A 17,136-nucleotide genomic window follows, 5' to 3' on the forward strand; every position below is an offset into this window, starting at 1 on the left:
GTACGGGGGGCCAGGAGGCGCGGCGCGGCTCCGGTGCGTCGGCTACGGCCGTGCGGTCGCGAGCCACTCGTGGAACGTCGGGCCGACCACCTCGACGTCGTCCGCGGGCAGGAGCGCTCCGTCCCGGAACGCCCGGCCCGTCCGGCCCGGGATCGGCATCGGGACGGGCACCACGCCCGGATGCGGCAGCGCCGTCGTCATCGCCCACAGGGACGTCGTCTCGGGCCCGGCGACCTCCACGACCGGCGCGGACCGCCGGCCCGTCGCGACCTCGGCCACCACCGTCGCCACCGCTTCGAGCGACACCGGAGCGATGGTCATCCGCGGCACGAACGCGATCGGCCCGACGCGCAACCGCTCGAGGTTCTGCGCAGCGAACTCGAACCACTGGGCCGAACGGACGATCGTGGCGCCCCGGCCCGCCGCTCCCGCTGCCTGCTCCTGTGCGGTCTTGCCGGCGAAGTACCCGTAGCCCTGCACCTCGGACCTGGTGCAGTTGACGATGGACAGCACCACGTGTCGCGCCCCGGACCGTTCGGCCGCCGCACCGACCACCGCCGTCGAGCGCGTGAAGAAGTCCGTCGCACGCCGCCGACTCGTCGTGAACCGTCCGGTCGCCTCGACGATGACCTGCGGCCGGACCGACGCCAGCCGATCGACCGCGTCGTCCGCGAGTACGTCGAACCCCGATGACCGGGACAACCTCGTGACCGAGCAGCCGTGTGCCCCCAGCGCTGCCTCGATCGCGACTCCGGAGATCCCGCCTCCGACCACTGCAACCCGCATCGTGCCCCCTTCGGCTCTACATCCGTAGAGAACACTACGATGGTAGAGGCGAGAGGGGAAGAGCATGGGGCGACGCGAGGACCTGGCGGACGCGGGAGTACGGCTCACTGCTCGCGGTGGGGTCCGAGCCCTGACGCACCGGGCAGTCGACACCGAGGCCGGCGTGCCTGCCGGATCGACCTCGTACTACGCGTCGACGCGGCGCGAACTGACCGCGCTCGTCGTCGCGCGCATCACGGAGCAGCTGTCGACGGAGCTGGGCGCGTTGCGTCTCCCCGAGCCACTCGACGACGCGACGGTCGTCGAGGTCGCCGCCACGTTCCTCCAGGGCCTCGCAGAGCGGGCGGAGGCGCAAGCCGCTCGCCTGGCCCTCCTCCTGGAGCTCCGGGACGACGAAGCGCTCCGCGCACCCCTCACCGGCGCCGACCCGGTGCGCGCCGCGCTGCTCGCCACGGCGGAGGACCTGCTCGACCGCATCGGCGTCGACGACCCCCGGCGATCCGCGGTCGACCTCGTCGGACTCGTCGATGCACTGCTCCTCTACCGCGTCGCGGGGGTCGCGCCCGTGGACGACCGAGCGGTGCTCGGCGCGTACGTCGCAGGGCTCCCGCGCAACTGAACGCCCCCTCACCGACTCGCAGCTGCACCGGGCGATCGGCGGGTCCACCCCCTGCCAGGATGAGCGCGTGGGGAGACGTCGGCTCGTGCTCGGAGGGGTGGTCGCCGCCGTGCTCGTGGCGGCCGGCACTGTGACCGTGGTGTCGGTGACGCACGCGCAGACCGTGGCGGTGCGGCTCCCGCCCGCGAGCGCGTCCTCCGAACAGGTCCTCCGCGTCTACCTCCGGGCCGCGAAGGCACACGACTGTGCTGTCACCGAGGCCCTCACCGACGACAGCGGCGGTCCGGACGCGGCCTGGTGCGGCGGACGCACCCCGTCCTCGTGGTTCGACGACCACCCCGACCTGCTCGGCTACCGGCACATCGGGGCGGTCTCGCGACTGAGCGCGAAGGAGACGGGCCGATCCGCGGAGGAGTGCATCCCGGTCGACGTCACCGAGACGAACATGACGGGCGCCGAACCGGGCGACCTCCCCGGGTGGCAGTTCTGCTTCCGCCACACGCCGGCCGGCTGGCGGCTGACCGACGAGGGCTACGGCTGACCCGACGACGTCGCCGGTTCCCGAGAGCCTCAGTCGGGGCGGACCGGTCCCGCCGCGAGATCGCCCACCACGGTCGTCCACGGTCGCGCGGTCCACGACGTCACGAGTCCCCCGGTCACGTACGGGTCCGTCGCCGCGAACGCCCGCGCACGCCCGAGCGCGTCGTCGCCGACGAAGACGATCAGCGCGGTGAACGGTCCGGTCCCCTCGCCGACCGCACCGCCGAGGAGCAGCTCGCCGCGCTCCGCCGCAGCCCAGGCCGCCCGGAGGTGCTGCTGGCGGAACGCATCTCGGCGCTCGAGGTAGTCGTCGACGTAGGTGTACTCGAGTACGGCGTGCATGGTCCTGCTCCGATCCGGTCGTCAGCGGGACCCACGGCCCCGCTGACACGAGTGTGGCAGGACCGGCGGGTCCGGTCAGCCCGCCGGCGGCACGATCTGCTCGAGCAACCGCAGCACCCGCTCGCCGTCGACCGCGTCGGGGTCGAGCAGCCACTGCACCTGCAGTCCGTCCGACGCCGCGATGCTCAGGGACGCCAGGTCGACGGGGTCCAGGTCGGCCCGGATCCGGCCGGACGCCTGGTCCGCCTCGATCAACTCCGCCAGGTCCGCCCGCAGCCGGGTGAACCGTTCCCGCATGAAGTCCCGCGTGGCGGGGTGCCCCTCCTGCACGGCATCGGCCGCCAGGGTCGTGTACAGCTGCACCAGCCCCGGGACCGCGCGATTCCGCGAGGCGCTCTCCCGCATGTCCCCGATCGCGGACTTCATCCGGTCCGGTGCCCCCTGCTCGCGGACCTCGTGCTCGCGGTAGACCGCGAGCAGCAGTTCGTCGCGGCTCGGGAAGTAGTGCCGCAGCGCCGCGTGGGTGATCCCGAGGGCGTCCGCGACGGATCGCAGCGAGGACGCGTCGACACCCTGCTCGGCGACCATGCGGATCGTCTCGTCGAGGATCTGCGTCCGTCGTTCGGCACCCTTGCGGTAGCCGCGTCGCGGCAGGGCCGCGTCGTCGTCGGCAGGGTGCGTCATGCGCCCAACTTACCGCTGGAAGGTTTTTTCCGGGAGGCGCGGCTCGGCGCCGCTACGGACCGCCCGGTTCAGGAGTCGTACGGCTCCGCGTCGCCGTCCGGGTCGACCGTGTACTCGTCGACGGGAGCGGGCGCGCCACCGACGAGGGCCTCGGTGATCTGGACGAGGCAGCGTGCGAGGACGTCGTTCTCCTCAGAAGACAGGTGGTCCATCACCTCGACCACGGCTTCGTGGAAGCGCGCGTAGGACGCGTCGATCTTCTTCGCCGCCTGCACCGTGGGCTCGAGCACCTGTGCCCGACGGTCGGTGGGGTGCGGCGCGCGGACGAGGTCGCCCTTCTCGACGAGCCCGTCGACGATCTTCGTCACCGACGCGTTCGACACGTTGAGCATGACGGCGAGGTCCTTCGGACCCATGGCCCGGCCGTCCCGGTGCGCCTGGAGCATGTACCGGACGGCGAGGAACTCGTTCTTGGTGAGACCGCTCTCCGACCGGGCCTGTTCGAGCTGCTGTTCCTCGGCGTGCTGCAGGCGGAGGAGCGCGTCCACGGCGCCCTTCGCGGCACGCGACCGGGGTTCCCGGGCGTAGAGGTGCATGTGCTCACGGCGGACGACGGTCAACGGCATCTGGTCGGGTGTGCTCTCTGCCTGGTGCGGATCGGGGGTGCTGGGCCTAGGCCGCCGGGACCGAGAAGAAGTCGGCGTAGGACGGTTCGGAGCGACCGGACAGGAGCGACGGGTCCTGGATGCGGCGCTCGACGTAGGCGTCGATGATCGCGGGGTCGGTCAGACCGACGCGCGTGTGGGTGCCGCCGAGCCGTGCCTGTCGCGGCATCCCGGTGTACGTGCTGTGCATTGCGATACCGCCCCTCGTCGTCGTTGCTGTCCCCATCGGACGCCCGAAGTCTTTCACAACGTGAACGATCAGCAAAACGAACAATTCGTGTTCTGTACGGTTCACGCACTGAACAGTCAGCCCAGCCGAACTACATCGCTGTCATTCGCGACGCACGGAGGGCATGAAAAAACCCGGCCCCAGAGGGGCCGGGTGGTATGGGATGACACTACCAGGACTCGGGCCGTCGGATGTGGGCGACCTGTTCCGGTAGCTGCGCTCCACGCACGTCAGTGTCGGTCAACTGGTACCACCAGTGTCCGCCGACCCCGTCATCTCGGTCGCCGGCGAGCTTGCCGGCTCGGTACCCCGGCGTCGGGTTCACCAGTCCGAGCGGCACGAGGGTCCGCACGTGCCGGACGGGGAACTCGAGATCGCTGTCGTTGCTGATGACGATCGCGGCGTCGACACGCTTCGTCAACACGTCGATGAGCAGGTGCGCCGCGACGTTGACGTCGGAGCCCTTCTCCTCACGACGGGCGACCGATGCCATGAAGGTCGCGCCGGGGACGTCGGCGCCGTGCGGGTCACGGACCTGGAGCGGCCAGTCGGCGCGCGTCAGCTGCGGGCGTCCCCGCCGATCGGGCGTCGCCAGCGGTGCGGTCGCGACCCGGGTGACGTAGTTGCCCATGGCGAACTCGTCGACCGCGCCGTGCCGTCGAAGCGCTCGGAGGTAGGTGTCCTGGTCGTGTTGCCCCTGCGGGTTCTCCGCACCACTCACCCGGGCGGTGCAGTAGACGACGCGCTCGATGGTGGCCGACCCCCACTGCGCACCCGGTCCGCGCAGCAGGTTCTCGGACAGCGCGCGGAGATCCAGCCACCGCCAGCCCGGAGTGGAACGACCGCAGATGCTCCTCGCGCCGTAGTAGAGGTTGAACCCATCGACGTACACCCCGACTCGCATGGGCAAACGGTACGGGTCCCGCGCCGACGCCCGTGACTCCTGTGTATTTCGCCGGGGATCCCACGCTCCGAGCGGATTCAGAGCGTTCTTTTGGCACTCGCCAGGCTTGAGTGCTAAAACATGTCGCAGTTGAGTCGAGGGGACTCAACACCAGACACGAAGGAGTTGACACCGATGACGATGAACTTCGATCCGTTCCGCGAGCTGGACCGTCTCGCCGGCTCCCTCCTCGGCACCGCGGGCCCCCGCTCGATGCCGATGGACCTCTACCGCACTGGTGACCACTACGTCCTCGACGTCGACCTGCCCGGCATCGACCCGGGTTCCGTCGACATCGACGTGGACGGCTCGGTCCTGACCATCCGCGCCGAGCGCACCCTCGGCGCTCCCGAGGGCTCGCAGTGGCTCACCCGAGAGCGCCAGCCGGGTACTTACGTCCGTCAGCTGACGCTCGGCGACGGCCTCGACGCCGAGCGCATCACGGCCGGCTACGACAACGGCGTCCTGAGCGTCACGATCCCCGTGAAGGAGTCGGCGAAGCCCCGCAAGATCGCCGTCACCACGGGCAGTGGCCGCGAGCAGCTCGCCGTCGGCAGCGGGGAGTAGGAGCGGCAGCCGTGTTCGACCTCGTCAACGCCCTGGCCGCGATCGCCGCCGTGACGGTCGCGCTCGCGCTGTCCAGTCTCGACCGACGGACCGCGGTCCTGCTCGGGGCGACGGGCGGCCTCGCGGGGAACTTCCTGACGTGGCTGGCCGTCCCGTCGCTCTGGGACCGGTGGGCCGTGGTGCCGTGGGTCGCCGCCGTCGCCGGCACCGTCCTGCTCATCGCGGGGTGGAGCGCCGTCCGGGCGTACTCGGGCCTGTTCGAGCCGCCGCGTACGGACGAGACCGACACCGGTGCGCTCCTGACGGTCGGCGGGAGCGGCCGCAGCAGCTGATCGAACCGACGACGCCTCGGGCTCGGTGCACGACGTGTGCCGAGCCCGAGGCGTTCCGGCGTAGCGTGACGGCGTGGACCTCGAACTGCAGAACCGTGTCGCGCTCGTCGTCGGAGGGAAGGGGTACATCGGCGCCGCCGTCGCCGATCGACTCCGGGCCGAGGGGGCGACCGTCGTCGTGGCCTCCCGCAGCGCCGGCGACTCCCCCGACAGCGTCGCGATCGACACCGCCGACCAGGCCTCCGTCGACGCCGGAGTCGCACGGGTGCTCGAGCAGCACGGCCGCATCGACGCGCTCGTCGTCACCGCGGCCCCGAGTGCCGGCACCCTCGACCCGGCGAAGAAGTCCGACCCCGAGCAGGTCGTCACCGCGATCGACGGCAAGGCACTCGGGTTCCTCCGCATCGCCAACGCGGTGCTGCCCGCCCAGCGCGAGGCCGGGTTCGGACGCGTCGTCGTGATCAGCGGACAGAACGCCTACCTGTCGGGCAACATCACCGCATCGCTCCGCAACGCCGCGGTGAGCGTCATCGCGAAGAACCTCGCCGACGAGGCCGCCGGCTCCGGTGTCACGGTGAACGTCGTCAACCCGGGGCTGGTGACGGACACCCCCAGCACCGAGGTCCGCCCCGGTGGCCCCGGCGACTCCAGCCCGCAGCAGATCGCCGACCTCGTCGCGTTCCTCGCGTCGCCACTGTCGGTGATGTCCGGTGAGTCGATCTCGATCGCCCACCGCGTGCTCGGCCAGATCACCATCTGACCGACGGGCGGGTCCGGCAGATCCGTGCGATTCGCGGGCCGGGAGGCGCGGTGCGGGCCCGACCCGCGCCTCCTGGCCGCCACCCGGTCGCGTCGCGACGGACCAGACGCCTTCATCCGTGCGGATGAACGCGTTCACCCGTGCGCCCGATGCCCGGCGTGCCCCACTCGGCGAGGCTCGGAGCATGGAGTCCTCGACGAAGCACACGATCGCCACCCTGCTGGTCTGCGCCGCGATCGTCACGGTCACGGCCACCGCCCTCATCGCGATGTCGCCGGTCCCGTGACCGGCGGACGACGCCCCCGTGCGATGATCGTGCCGTGACGGAACGGCGCACGTTCATCCGGCCGCTCGCCACCCGCTCGATCATCATCGACGTGGCCTGGGCGGTCTTCGCGGCGTTCGTCTTCCTGCTCCCGATCGACCTCGAGCTCGAGCACGCGAGCTTCTTCGCGGTCCTCGCCGCGGCCGGGGCGATCGCGCTCCGACGGGTCTCACCGTCCGCGGCGATGCTCATGGTCGTCGTCCTCGGCATCGTCCAGGTCGGCGGCGGTGAACGGCCGTCGCTCGTCGACATCGCCATCTTCGTGGTCATCGGCACGGCGGCGGTCGTCGGCACGCGCGGTGAGGTCATCGTGTCCGGCCTGCTGGCGTTCGTTGCCGGCATCAGCGCGACGCTCTACCTCGCACTCACCGGCTTCCGGTTCCTCGTCCTCATCAACGGCCCGCGCGACCAGGCGTTCCTGGCGATGGCCGCGCCGGTGACAGCGCTCCTCGGGGTCTGGGCGGGCGGGGTCGCCGTCCGGGCCTTCCGTTCGCGGGACCGCGAGTCCGAACGCCGGGCGGACGCCGAGGCCGCGGCGTCCCGAGCCGAGGCCGTCGCCACCGAGGCCGAGGCCACCGCCACCCGGGCCATCGACGTCGCCGAGTCCGAGCGGATCCGTGCGGACATCGCCCGCGACGTGCACGACGTGGTCGGCCACTCCCTCGCCGTGATCATCGCGCAGGCCGACTCGGTGCCGTTCCTCGCCGACGAGGCCCGCATTCGCGAGGTGAGCGCCACGATCGCCAGCACCGCCCGGAGCTCCCTCGTCGAGGTCCGGCAGGTGCTCGGGCACATCGACGGCTCCGGCGCCTCGACCGACCCGGGGTCGCTCGAGGAGATCGTGCAGGGCATCCGCGAGGCCGGGGTCGACGTCGACCAGGCCGTCCGCGGGGTCCCGGTGGTGCTCGGACCGGAGAGCGGGACCGCCGCCCGCCGGGTGCTGCAGGAGATGCTCACGAACGCGCTCCGACACGGCGCCCCCGGGATGCCGGTGACGGTGCGGGAGACGTGGCGGTCGGCCGACCTGGTGCTCGAGGTCGAGAACCTCGTCCCGACCGCCGGGATGGCCACCCCCGGCGCCGGCACGGTCGGGACCGGCCCGGTCGCCGTCCCGCCGGTGAGCACCCGCGGGTCCGGCCGTGGCCTCGCCGGCATGCAGTCCCGGCTCACCGCACTCGGCGGGTCCTTCGACGCCGCCGTCCTCGACGACGTGTTCGCCGCACGTGCCCGCATCCCGTTCGACGTCCTTGGGGGGACCAACCGATGACCGATCCGATCCGGATCCTGCTGACCGACGACCAGGCACTGTTCCGAGCCGGCCTCCGCGTCGTGCTCGACGCCCAGGACGACATGGTCGTCGTCGGCGAGGCGTCCGACGGTGCCGAGGCCCTGGCGCGCATCCCCGAGCTGCGACCGGACGTGATGCTCCTCGACATGCGGATGTCGGGCATGGACGGGGTCGAGACCGTCCGGCAGCTGTTCTCCGGCGCGGTCGAGGGGCCGCTCCCCCGCGTGGTCGTGCTGACGACGTTCGGCCTCGACCCCGCTGCCGCCACCGCGATCCGCCTCGGCGCGAGCGGCTTCCTGCTGAAGGACACCACGCCGCCGTTCCTGTTCGCGGCCGTCCGGGCGGTGCACGAGGGGAGCTCGGTGATCGCGCCGAACGACCTCTCCCAGCTGTTCGGCGCCGACGTCGAGCGCGCGCCGGCGCCGCAGCCCGAGGCGTTCCAGTCGCTCACGGACCGGGAGCGCATCGTGTTCGGCTGGGCCTCGCGCGGGTTGTCGAACGCGGAGATCGCGGCGAAGGAGTTCGTCACGGAGTCCACGGTGAAGACGCAGATCTCGAGCATCCTCGGGAAGCTCGCGCTGCGGGACCGGGTGCAGCTCGTGGTCTACGCGCACGACCACGGGCTGGCGGGCGCTCGCGACGCCTGACGCGCCGGCGTCGACCTAGCGCTGGCCGGCCACCCGGTCGAGCCACTCGGCGAGCACTGCGCGCTCGGCGACCGACAGCACGTCGAGGTCCGACGCGACCGCCCGCAGCGTGATCGCGGCAGTCGTCACGGCGTCCGCAGTCGGCGAACCCGACGGCTCCGGCGGGCCCGCCACGAGGATCCTCCCCGACACCGCCGCGAACGCCTCGTCCGCCAGGCTCGGATCGCGTTCGTCCGCCGGTGTCGACAGGATCGCCAGCACCGCCCCCGTCCCGGCCGCGTGCACGAGGTCCACCGCCAGGCGTTCCGGGACGGCGAGCCGTCCGGCTTCGGCGACGCGCCGGATGCGCTCGGCGAGCAGTGCGGTCCCGGCGCGTGCCGCCGCCGAGCGACGTCCTCGCTCGGGGTCGCTGAGCAGCACGAAGAGGTCGGGGTTCGCGAGACCGAAGCCGATCGTCATCGACCACCCGTGCCGGAGGTCATCGACGGGATCGGTGCGCTCGTCCCGTGCAGCCCGGACCGCCTCGGCCTTGACCGCGGCGAAGGTGGACATCGCTTGTTCCGCGACAGCCTCGAGCAGGCCGTCCTTGTCGCCGAACAGTCGGTAGATCGTCGGTGCCTGCACCCCGGCACCCTCGGCGACGGCGCGCGTGGTCACCGCCGCGGCCCCCCGCTCACGGAGCATCGCACCGGCGACCTCGACGATCCGTGCCCGGGTCTCGTCTCGTTGCGTTGCCTGCTCGATCACGTATCAACGATAACAAAGCAGCGATAGCAGTGTGTTACCTTCGATCACACCAATCGGTTACCAACGGTACGGAGCAACCATGATCGTCATCACCGGCGCCACCGGCGCACTCAACGGCGCCACCGCGGACCACCTCCTCGAGCACCTCGACCCGTCGGGGCTCGCCGTCGTGACCCGCGACCCGAGCCGGGCGCAGCGCTTCACCGATCGCGGGGTCGAGGTCCGCCGGGGCGACTACGCCGAGCCCGACTCGCTCCCCGCGGCCTTCTCGGGTGCGGACCGGCTGCTGCTCGTCTCCTCGAACGACCCAGGCGCCGACGCCGTCGCGCTGCACCGCGCGGCCATCGACGCCGCCGTGCACGCCGGGGTGGGACGGATCCTGTACACGAGCCACCAGGGCGCAGCCCACGGCTCGCCGTTCGCACCGGCCGACGGCCACGCCGCGACCGAGGACCTGCTCCGCGCCTCCGGGTTGCCGTGGACGAGCCTGCGCAACGGCTTCTACGCGCACAGCACGGCCTGGTTGATGGGACCGTGGCAGTCGACGGGCGCGGTCTCGGTCCCCGTCGACGGTCCGGTGTCGTGGACCGCTCGCCAGGACGCCGCCGAAGCAGCCGCCCGCATCCTGCTCGCCGACGAGCCGTACGACGGCCCCGTCACGCTCACCGCGCCGACGGCACCGACGTTCGGCGAGCTCGCGGAGTTCGCGTCCGAGCGCTCCGGCCGCACGATCGGGTTCGAGGTGCTGGGCGAGGACGAGTGGCTGGCCCGGTCGACCGCCGCCGGCCAGGACCCGCACATGGCCGGCTTCCTGCTCGGCATGTACCGGGCAGCGGGACAGGGCCGCTTCGCCGGGACCGACCCGCTGCTCGGCCAGCTGCTCGGGCGTGCACCGCGACCCGTCCAGGACCAGATCAGCTGACGTCGAGCGCCGCCACCTCGTCGAGGATCGTGGCGATCGCCGCCGGGTCGTGCGCGAACCGCCCCAGGAACAGACCGCCGATCCGCCCCTGCCCGCGGGTGAGCAGCCCCGGCCCGGCACTGCCGCCGTAGATCACGACCGACCCGGCGAGTTCCGGCCGCGTGGCCAGGTGCTCCTCGATCCCCGCGAGCACTCCCACGACGTGCTCGTCTGGCGCCGGCGCCGGGGCGCCGATGGCCCACACCGGCTCGTACGCCACGACGAGCGGCCCCGCCAGTCCGTCCGCGACCGCGGTCGAGACGGCCCGGTCGAGCTGCGCGGTCACCTCGGCGACGGTCTCCGCTCGGGAGGCGCGACTCGCCTCCCCGACGCAGACCAGCGGCCGCAGGCGGTTGCGGAAGGCGGCGTGCACCTTCCCCGCGACCTCGTCGTCCGTCTCGTGGAACAGGGAGCGCCGTTCGGCGTGGCCGATCTCGACGAGGTCGACGCCGATCTCGCGCAGCTCTGCACCCGTGACCTCGCCGGTGTACGCCCCCGCGTCGGCCCACGACAGGTCCTGGGCGCCGAGCAGCACGGGAGCACCGGCGTCGGTCAGGATGCGGCGGACGGGGACGAGCGCCGGGAACGTCGGCACCACGAAGAGCGACGCGGCACCGGAGGTCACCGCGGGGTGCCGCCGGGCGACGTCCGCGACCTCGGCCGCCCACGACAGCGTCCGGGCGTGCGAGAAGTACGTCTTGAGCGACACCCCGATGGTGATCACGGCGCGACGGCCTCCACGATCAGCGCGAAGGACACCGCTCCCGGGTCGACCGTCCCGACGGCGTGCTCGGCGTGGGTCCTGGCCCGGCCCTTCCTCGGCAGCAGCTCGGCGGTGCCCTGCGCAGCGTCCTGCGCGACGGACACCGCCGCTCGCCAGGCATCGGGGAGCGCCGCACCGTCGTCGACCCGCGAACGGAGGGCCTCGCGGAACGGGACGAGCGCGTCCACCATCGTCTTGTCCCCGGGCACCGCGCCGAAGGCGAGGACCGCCTCGGTCGCCGCACCGACGGCCTCGACGACGTCCGCACCCGTCGGACGCGAGTCGTCCCCGAGGACGCGACCCAGTGCCTCCAGGGCCGCGCCCCAGATCGCGCCGGATGTGCCACCGGCCTTGTCGGACCAGGCGTCGCCGGCGATCCGCAGCACGCTGCCCGCGCCGGCTCCACGATCGACGGCGTCGGACGCTGCCTCGGCGGCGGCGTGCGATCCCCGCTGCATGCCGATGCCGTGGTCCCCGTCGCCGGCCACCGCGTCGATGCGGCCGAGTTCGTCGGCGTGCTCGTCGATGACCGAGCGGACCGCGGCGAAGCCGGCGGCGACCTCGACGGCGACTGCCCGGGAGTCCTCGCTGGCCGGACCGACCTCGTCGGGTGCCGCGTCGGCCGCCACCACGGACGGTGCGACACGCTCCGCGGAGACGGCACCGCCCTTGCGGTACGCGGGGGTGTCGGCGGGGGCGGCCCAGAGCTCCTCGAGCTCCGTGTCGAGCCAGAACAGGGTCAGCGAGACGCCGGCCATGTCGAAACTCGTGACGAGCTCCCCGACCTCGGGCTCGACGATGACGACGCCCGCGTCCGCGAGCCGGCGCTGCACCGAGCGGTAGACGACGAAGAGCTCCTCGTACTTCACGCTCCCGAGCCCGTTGAGGATCGGGACGACGCGGGAGCCGGCGGCGGCGATCCCGGCCGGCAGTTCGTCGAGCAAGCGGTCGACGAGCAGCGCGGCGAGTCCGTTGGCGGTCGGGACGTCGGTCTCGTCGATGCCGCGTTCGCCGTGGATGCCCATGCCGATCGCCATGCGCCCCTCGGGGACGGTGAACAGGGGTTCCTCGGCGCCGGGCAGCGAGCAGCCGGAGAACGCGACGCCGAACGATCGGGTGCGGTCGTTCGCCCGCTCCGCGATCGCCGTGACGGTGTCGAGGTCGTCGCCACGCTCGGCGGCGGCTCCGGCAACCTTGAACACGCAGAGGTCGCCCGCGATCCCGCGGCGTTCGTGCGCGCGGTCGGCGGGCGCGCTCACCACGTCGTCCGTGACCCGCACCGTGCGGACGCTGATCCCGGAGGCCTCGAGCGCGCGTGCGGCCGCGTCGAAGTTGAGGACGTCGCCGGCGTAGTTGCCGTAGCTCAGCAGCACCCCGCCGCCGTGCTCGGAGGCCCTCGCCACCGACGTGACCTGCTGGGCGCTCGGGCTGGCGAACAGGTTCCCCATCGCCGCACCGGCCGCGAGCCCGTGCCCGACGAGCCCGCCGAACGCCGGGTAGTGCCCGGACCCGCCGCCGATCACGAGCGCGACCGTGCCGTCCGGCGACGTGGTCGACCGGGCGACCCCGCCGTGGACCTTCCGGACCCACCGCTCGTTCGCGGCGACGAACCCGTCGGTCGACTCGTCGGCGAAGTCCGCCGGGTCGTTGAAGAGCCGGGTCATCGCTCGTCCCCCTGGGTGCGCACGTGCGTGGTGTCGAGCAGCTCGTCCGCCTTCGCACCACGGAAGTACTTCGTGCAGAAGATCATCACCGCGGCCACGAACGCCAGGACCCCGAGCGACACGATGCCGAACGCTCCGCTGTCCGTGGGCACCACGTCGTTGATCGCGGTGCGCATGATCGGCGCCACGAACCCGCCGAGGTTGCCGAGCGAGTTGATGAGCCCGATGCCCGCGGCCGCTGCGGCCCCGGTCAGGAAGGCCGTCGGGTACGCCCACGTGATCGGTCCCACCGCGAGGAAGCTCGCGACCGCCAGCGTGATGAACAGGATGCCGAGGATCGGCTGCCCGTTCGCGCCGGCCCAGGCGGACCCGAGGATCGACAGGCCGGTGGTGATGTAGAACCAGGTGCCCCAGCGTCGACGACGCCCGACGGTGTCCGCCCGCGAACCGACGAGGTAGCAGGCGACGAGGCCGACGAGCCACGGGATCGCCGCGACCAGTCCGACCTGCCAGCCGACGTCCTGCCCGAGCAGCGACGAGACCTGCTGCGGCAGGTAGAACGTCGTGCCGTACACGGCGACCTGCAGGCAGAAGTAGATGATCGTGAAGTACCAGACGCGGCCGCTGGCCAGCGCCTTCCAGATGCCCGTCGGGCCGTCCTCGCTGCGGGCGGTGTCCTCGCGGGCCATCGCGGCCGTGAGCGAGTCCTTCTCCCCCGGCTCGAGCCACTTCGCCTGCTGCGGACTGTTCGTCAGGAACACGAGGGCCGCGATGCCGGCCAGGACCGCGAGCAGTCCCTCACCCGCGAACATCACCTGCCAGCCGTGGAACGGGGTGGCCTGGTCGCCGAAGCTGATCAGTCCGCCCGACAGCGGTGCGCCGATCATCTGCGAGAACGGCTGCGCCAGGTAGAAGATCGCGAACATCCGCACGCGGACCTTGTTCGGGAACCACTCGGACAGGTGCATGATCACGCCGGGGAAGAGTCCGGCCTCGGTCACGCCGAGGATGAACCGCAGGATGATGAACATCGTGTCGTTCGTCGTGAACGAGAACAGCGCGGCGACGATGCCCCACGTGATCGCGATGCGGGCGAGCCAGAAGCGTGCACCCAGGCGCTTGAGCAGCAGGTTGGACGGGATCTCGAAGATCGCGTAGCCGATGAAGAAGATGCCGGCACCGAGCGCGAAGGCGGCGTCGGAGATGCCGCGGTCGACGCTCAGGGCCTCCTCTGCGAACCCGACGTTCGTGCGGTCGAGGAACGCGACGAAGTACAGGATGACGAGCATCGGCATGAGGTGCTTCGTCGCCTTGCCGATCGCCGACTTCAGCGCCGGGTCGTGCGTGGACCCGAGCGCGGGGGCAGGGGGAAGTGACACGGGTTCGCTCCTTTGCGAGCACGGTGCGGTGGGTTGGGAGGGGACGGTGCGGTGGGTTGGGAGGGGACGGTGGACCCGTCAGTGCATGTACAGGCCGCCGTCGACGTTCAGCGTCTGGCCCGTGACGAACCCGGCGTCCTCGCTGATCAGGTAGGCGATCGCGGCGGCGATGTCCCTCGGGGTGCCGATCCGCGGCAGCACGCCGTCGGCGGCCATCGCGGTCTTGCGCTCCTCGGTCAGCGTGCCGCCCATGATGTCGGTGTCGATCGGCCCGGGGGCGATCGCGTTGACGGTGACGCCCTGCGGCCCGAGCTCGCGGGCGAGGCCGCGGGTCAGACCGATCACGCCGGCCTTCGCGACCGTGTACGGGGTCTTGCTGAAGGTGCCGCCGCCGCGCTGGGCGGAGACCGACGACAGGTTCACGATGCGGCCGTAGCCGTTCCGCACCATCGACTCCGCCGCCCGCAGGCTCGCGAAGTGCACGCCGTCGAGGTTGATCGACAACACGCGGTGCCACTCCCCCTCCGGGAGGTCGAGGTACGCGTGCGCCGAGGACACCCCGGCGAGGTTGACCAGGGCGACGATCGGGTGGAGCTCAGCCTCGATCGTGTCGAAGGCGGCCCGGACGGCGGTCTCGTCGGCGACGTTCGCGCCCACGCCGACGGCCCGGACGCCGTGTTGCTCGCGGATCTCGGTGGCGACCGCCGCGCTGGCGTGCTGGTCGAGGTCGATGATGCCGATGTCCCACCCGGCCTCGGCGAGGTGGTGGGCGGTGGCGCGGCCGATCCCCCGGGGCGATGCGGCCCCGGTCAGGACGGCGGTGCGGTGCTGCGGTTCGTTGTCCATGGTGTTCCGCCTCAGTGGATCGGGGCCGGGCCGAGCTCGTCGAGGAGCTTCTGCATCGCGACGTAGGCCTTGTTGCGGTAGGCGACGAGTTCCGGCGTGCGGTCGGCGGGCACCTCGAGGTACCCGGCACCCGACTTCGTGCCGAGCTCGCCCGCGTCGACGTGCTGCTGCAGGGACGGCGGGGTCGCGAAGCGCTCGGGCCAGCGGGTCTGCAGCGACTCGAAGCAGAACGCGTACACGTCGAGTCCGGCCATGTCGGCGATCGCGAACGGGCCGAAGAACGGCAGGCGGAAGCCGAACGTGGTCCGCACGATGGTGTCGATGTCGTCGGGGGTCGCGATGCCCTCGTCGGCGATCTTCGTGGCTTCCTCGAACAGTGCGTACTGCAGGCGGTTCAGCACGAACCCGGTCGAGTCCTTCACCCGCGCGGACTGCTTGCCCGTGGCCGCGACGACGGTCTCGCCGACCGTGATCGCGTGCTCGTTCGTCGTCGGGTGCGGGATGAGCTCGACGCCGGGGATGAACGGCGCCGGGTTCGAGAAGTGCACGCCGAGGAACCGCTCCGGACCCACGACGGCCTCGGCCAGCGACTCGATGAGGATCGTCGACGTGTTCGAGCCGATGACGGCGTCCGGGCGGGCGGCCTCGCTGATGCGCCGGAGCGTCGCGTGCTTGATCTCGAGCTTCTCGGGGACGGCCTCCTCGATGAAGTCGGCCGAGGCGACCGCTTCCTCGATCGAGGCGGCGGCGCTGAGGTGGGCCTCCACCCGCGACACGGCATCAGCGGGGAACAGCCCGTCCGCGACGAACTGCTCCGTCTCGGTGATGAGCCGGGCGCGGTTGGACGCGGCGATCTCCGCCGAGACGTCGGCGATCCGGACGGTGTGACCGGCGAGGGCGAGGACCTGGGCGATCCCGCCGCCCATGTAGCCGGATCCGACGACGGCGATGTCGAGGGTGCTCATCGGGTGACTCCTTGCTTCGTCGCCCCGACCACCGAGGTGGCGAGGACGGAACGGATGTACTGCTGGTTGGTGGCGCAGACGCCGAGGCTGTCCCCGCCGTACTGCTCGGTCATGACGATCCCGCGGAAGCCGTCGGCGACCGCGTCGCGCAGGACCTGGCGGTAGTTGATGAGTCCGGCCTCCATGGTGCTCGGCGCGCTCGTCGCCCAGCTGCCGTCGCCGGCCTCGTCCCGCGTGTAGTTCTTCACGTGGAGGTAGTTCGTGTACGGCAGGGTCTTCGCGAACAGCTCCTTCCAGTCCTCGACCGGACGGTGCAGGCGGATGAGGTTCGCGACGTCGGCGTTCAGCCCGACGTTGTCGAGGCCGATCTCCTCGACGAGTCGGACGGCGCTGTCCGCGGTCCCGAGGTACGTGTCCTCGTACAGCTCCAGCGCCATCGGGAGTCCGACGCTCGCGGCGTGCTCGCCGAGCTCACGCAGACGGGACACGGCAGCGGCACGGACCTCCGCGTCGTCCGGGTCCTTCGGGCCCTGCGCGGTCCAGAACCAGAGCGCCTTCCGCTGGGCCTCGTTGAACGGCTGGTGGAGCCCCGTCGAGAACACCTGCATGCCCCACTCGGCCGCCGCGTCGATCGTGCGGTGCGCGTAGGCGAAGTTGTCCTCCTCGTGCCCGGGCTGGACGACGCTCTTGCGCTGCAGGTGCACCGACGGGATGCCGACGCCGTGAGCCTTCGCGATCGCGAACAGCTCGTCGCGGCGGGACCGTTCGAGGTCGGCGGGCCGGATGTGGCTGTCGGCGAGTTCGGCGAGCGAGAACCCGACGGCCTCGATCTGCGCGAAGACGTCGTCCCACACGGCCGGGTCCGCGTCGTGGAAGGCGACGCCGTCCCGCGTCACCTGCGGGAACCCGTGCAGACATGTCGCGATCGGCCAGGTGTCGGCCGTCCAGCTGCTGGAGTCCCAGTCTTGGTCGACCCAGTCCTGCGGTGTGCTCACGGGATGCTCCTTCGCATGTCGGGGTTCGTCGTCGAACCTCTTTCCTATAGGAAAGATACTCCGTCGTCGGAGATTCGCAACCGATCGGA

At 71.8% G+C, this 17,136-nt stretch carries 21 protein-coding genes; 8 read left to right on the top strand and 13 right to left on the bottom strand.

Annotated features, from left to right (window positions below; all coding sequences use genetic code 11):
* Window positions 1–42: 42 nt before the first annotated feature.
* Window positions 43–786: an NADH(P)-binding protein gene (locus BJK06_RS07680; RefSeq protein WP_070417395.1), complete on the bottom strand. Its 744-nt coding sequence runs from the start codon at window positions 784–786 to the stop codon at window positions 43–45.
* Window positions 787–850: 64 nt separating this feature from the next.
* Between BJK06_RS07680 and BJK06_RS07685 the strand changes: the two genes are divergently transcribed.
* Together BJK06_RS07685 and BJK06_RS07690 are read left to right on the top strand one after the other, a co-directional pair.
* Window positions 851–1,405: a TetR/AcrR family transcriptional regulator gene (locus tag BJK06_RS07685; RefSeq protein ID WP_070417396.1), complete on the top strand. Its 555-nt coding sequence runs from the start codon at window positions 851–853 to the stop codon at window positions 1,403–1,405.
* A gap of 67 nt (window positions 1,406–1,472) precedes the next feature.
* Window positions 1,473–1,946 (top strand): hypothetical protein, encoded by a 474-nt coding sequence (locus BJK06_RS07690; protein WP_156794800.1) that lies wholly within the window; start codon window positions 1,473–1,475, stop codon window positions 1,944–1,946.
* Window positions 1,947–1,975: 29 nt separating this feature from the next.
* On the opposite strand, the gene BJK06_RS07695 is transcribed toward BJK06_RS07690, so the two are convergent.
* The 5 genes from BJK06_RS07695 to BJK06_RS07715 all read right to left on the bottom strand — a co-directional run bounded on the left by BJK06_RS07695 (window position 1,976) and on the right by BJK06_RS07715 (window position 4,769).
* The gene (locus tag BJK06_RS07695) at window positions 1,976–2,287 is read right to left on the bottom strand and encodes a YciI-like protein (RefSeq protein ID WP_070417398.1); all 312 of its coding nucleotides are present in this window, start codon (window positions 2,285–2,287) and stop codon (window positions 1,976–1,978) included.
* 75 nt (window positions 2,288–2,362) lie between these two features.
* Window positions 2,363–2,971, bottom strand: a complete 609-nt coding sequence (locus tag BJK06_RS07700; RefSeq protein ID WP_070417399.1) for a TetR/AcrR family transcriptional regulator — start codon at window positions 2,969–2,971, stop codon at window positions 2,363–2,365.
* 68 nt (window positions 2,972–3,039) lie between these two features.
* The gene (locus tag BJK06_RS07705) at window positions 3,040–3,597 is read right to left on the bottom strand and encodes a MarR family winged helix-turn-helix transcriptional regulator (protein ID WP_070417400.1); all 558 of its coding nucleotides are present in this window, start codon (window positions 3,595–3,597) and stop codon (window positions 3,040–3,042) included.
* Between the two features lie 46 nt (window positions 3,598–3,643).
* Entirely contained in the window at window positions 3,644–3,826 is a 183-nt protein-coding gene (locus tag BJK06_RS07710; protein ID WP_070417401.1) for a hypothetical protein, read from the bottom strand.
* A 208-nt stretch (window positions 3,827–4,034) separates the two neighbouring features.
* Window positions 4,035–4,769, bottom strand: coding sequence for an NYN domain-containing protein (locus tag BJK06_RS07715; protein ID WP_070417402.1), 735 nt, complete (start codon window positions 4,767–4,769; stop codon window positions 4,035–4,037).
* Window positions 4,770–4,943: 174 nt separating this feature from the next.
* Between BJK06_RS07715 and BJK06_RS07720 the strand changes: the two genes are divergently transcribed.
* The 5 genes from BJK06_RS07720 to BJK06_RS07740 all read left to right on the top strand — a co-directional run bounded on the left by BJK06_RS07720 (window position 4,944) and on the right by BJK06_RS07740 (window position 8,727).
* On the top strand, window positions 4,944–5,375 hold the full coding sequence (locus BJK06_RS07720) for an Hsp20/alpha crystallin family protein (protein WP_070417403.1): 432 nt from the start codon (window positions 4,944–4,946) through the stop codon (window positions 5,373–5,375).
* 11 nt (window positions 5,376–5,386) lie between these two features.
* Window positions 5,387–5,707, top strand: a complete 321-nt coding sequence (locus tag BJK06_RS07725) for a hypothetical protein (RefSeq protein WP_070417404.1) — start codon at window positions 5,387–5,389, stop codon at window positions 5,705–5,707.
* 73 nt (window positions 5,708–5,780) lie between these two features.
* Window positions 5,781–6,467: an SDR family NAD(P)-dependent oxidoreductase gene (locus tag BJK06_RS07730; protein WP_070417405.1), complete on the top strand. Its 687-nt coding sequence runs from the start codon at window positions 5,781–5,783 to the stop codon at window positions 6,465–6,467.
* 320 nt (window positions 6,468–6,787) lie between these two features.
* Entirely contained in the window at window positions 6,788–8,059 is a 1,272-nt protein-coding gene (locus BJK06_RS07735) for a sensor histidine kinase (RefSeq protein ID WP_181015162.1), read from the top strand.
* A complete protein-coding gene (locus tag BJK06_RS07740; RefSeq protein ID WP_070417406.1) occupies window positions 8,056–8,727 on the top strand; it encodes a response regulator transcription factor in 672 nt (223 codons plus the stop codon). The genes BJK06_RS07735 and BJK06_RS07740 overlap by 4 nt, the downstream gene beginning before the upstream one ends.
* 15 nt (window positions 8,728–8,742) lie before the next feature.
* On the opposite strand, the gene BJK06_RS07745 is transcribed toward BJK06_RS07740, so the two are convergent.
* Complete coding sequence (locus BJK06_RS07745) at window positions 8,743–9,474, bottom strand: TetR/AcrR family transcriptional regulator (RefSeq protein ID WP_070417407.1); 732 nt, start codon at window positions 9,472–9,474, stop codon at window positions 8,743–8,745.
* Between the two features lie 79 nt (window positions 9,475–9,553).
* On the opposite strand from BJK06_RS07745, the gene BJK06_RS07750 reads away from it, so the two are divergent.
* A complete protein-coding gene (locus BJK06_RS07750) occupies window positions 9,554–10,396 on the top strand; it encodes an NAD(P)H-binding protein (RefSeq protein ID WP_070417408.1) in 843 nt (280 codons plus the stop codon).
* On the opposite strand, the gene BJK06_RS07755 is transcribed toward BJK06_RS07750, so the two are convergent.
* The 6 genes from BJK06_RS07755 to BJK06_RS07780 all read right to left on the bottom strand — a co-directional run bounded on the left by BJK06_RS07755 (window position 10,389) and on the right by BJK06_RS07780 (window position 17,047).
* Complete coding sequence (locus BJK06_RS07755) at window positions 10,389–11,159, bottom strand: triose-phosphate isomerase family protein (protein ID WP_070417409.1); 771 nt, start codon at window positions 11,157–11,159, stop codon at window positions 10,389–10,391. The two genes, BJK06_RS07750 and BJK06_RS07755, sit on opposite strands and share 8 nt — an antisense overlap.
* On the bottom strand, window positions 11,156–12,862 hold the full coding sequence (locus tag BJK06_RS07760; protein ID WP_070417410.1) for a dihydroxyacetone kinase family protein: 1,707 nt from the start codon (window positions 12,860–12,862) through the stop codon (window positions 11,156–11,158). The genes BJK06_RS07755 and BJK06_RS07760 overlap by 4 nt, the downstream gene beginning before the upstream one ends.
* Window positions 12,859–14,241 (bottom strand): MFS transporter, encoded by a 1,383-nt coding sequence (locus BJK06_RS07765; RefSeq protein ID WP_070417411.1) that lies wholly within the window; start codon window positions 14,239–14,241, stop codon window positions 12,859–12,861. Before BJK06_RS07765 ends, BJK06_RS07760 begins: the two co-directional genes overlap by 4 nt.
* Window positions 14,242–14,319: 78 nt before the next feature.
* Window positions 14,320–15,087, bottom strand: a complete 768-nt coding sequence (locus tag BJK06_RS07770; protein ID WP_070417412.1) for an SDR family NAD(P)-dependent oxidoreductase — start codon at window positions 15,085–15,087, stop codon at window positions 14,320–14,322.
* 11 nt (window positions 15,088–15,098) lie between these two features.
* On the bottom strand, window positions 15,099–16,052 hold the full coding sequence (locus BJK06_RS07775; RefSeq protein WP_070417413.1) for a 3-hydroxyacyl-CoA dehydrogenase family protein: 954 nt from the start codon (window positions 16,050–16,052) through the stop codon (window positions 15,099–15,101).
* Window positions 16,049–17,047 (bottom strand): sugar phosphate isomerase/epimerase, encoded by a 999-nt coding sequence (locus BJK06_RS07780; RefSeq protein WP_070417414.1) that lies wholly within the window; start codon window positions 17,045–17,047, stop codon window positions 16,049–16,051. The genes BJK06_RS07775 and BJK06_RS07780 overlap by 4 nt, the downstream gene beginning before the upstream one ends.
* Between the last annotated feature and the right edge of the window lie 89 nt (window positions 17,048–17,136).

Origin of the sequence: Curtobacterium sp. BH-2-1-1 (genome assembly GCF_001806325.1) — a bacterium.
Taxonomy (GTDB): domain Bacteria; phylum Actinomycetota; class Actinomycetes; order Actinomycetales; family Microbacteriaceae; genus Curtobacterium.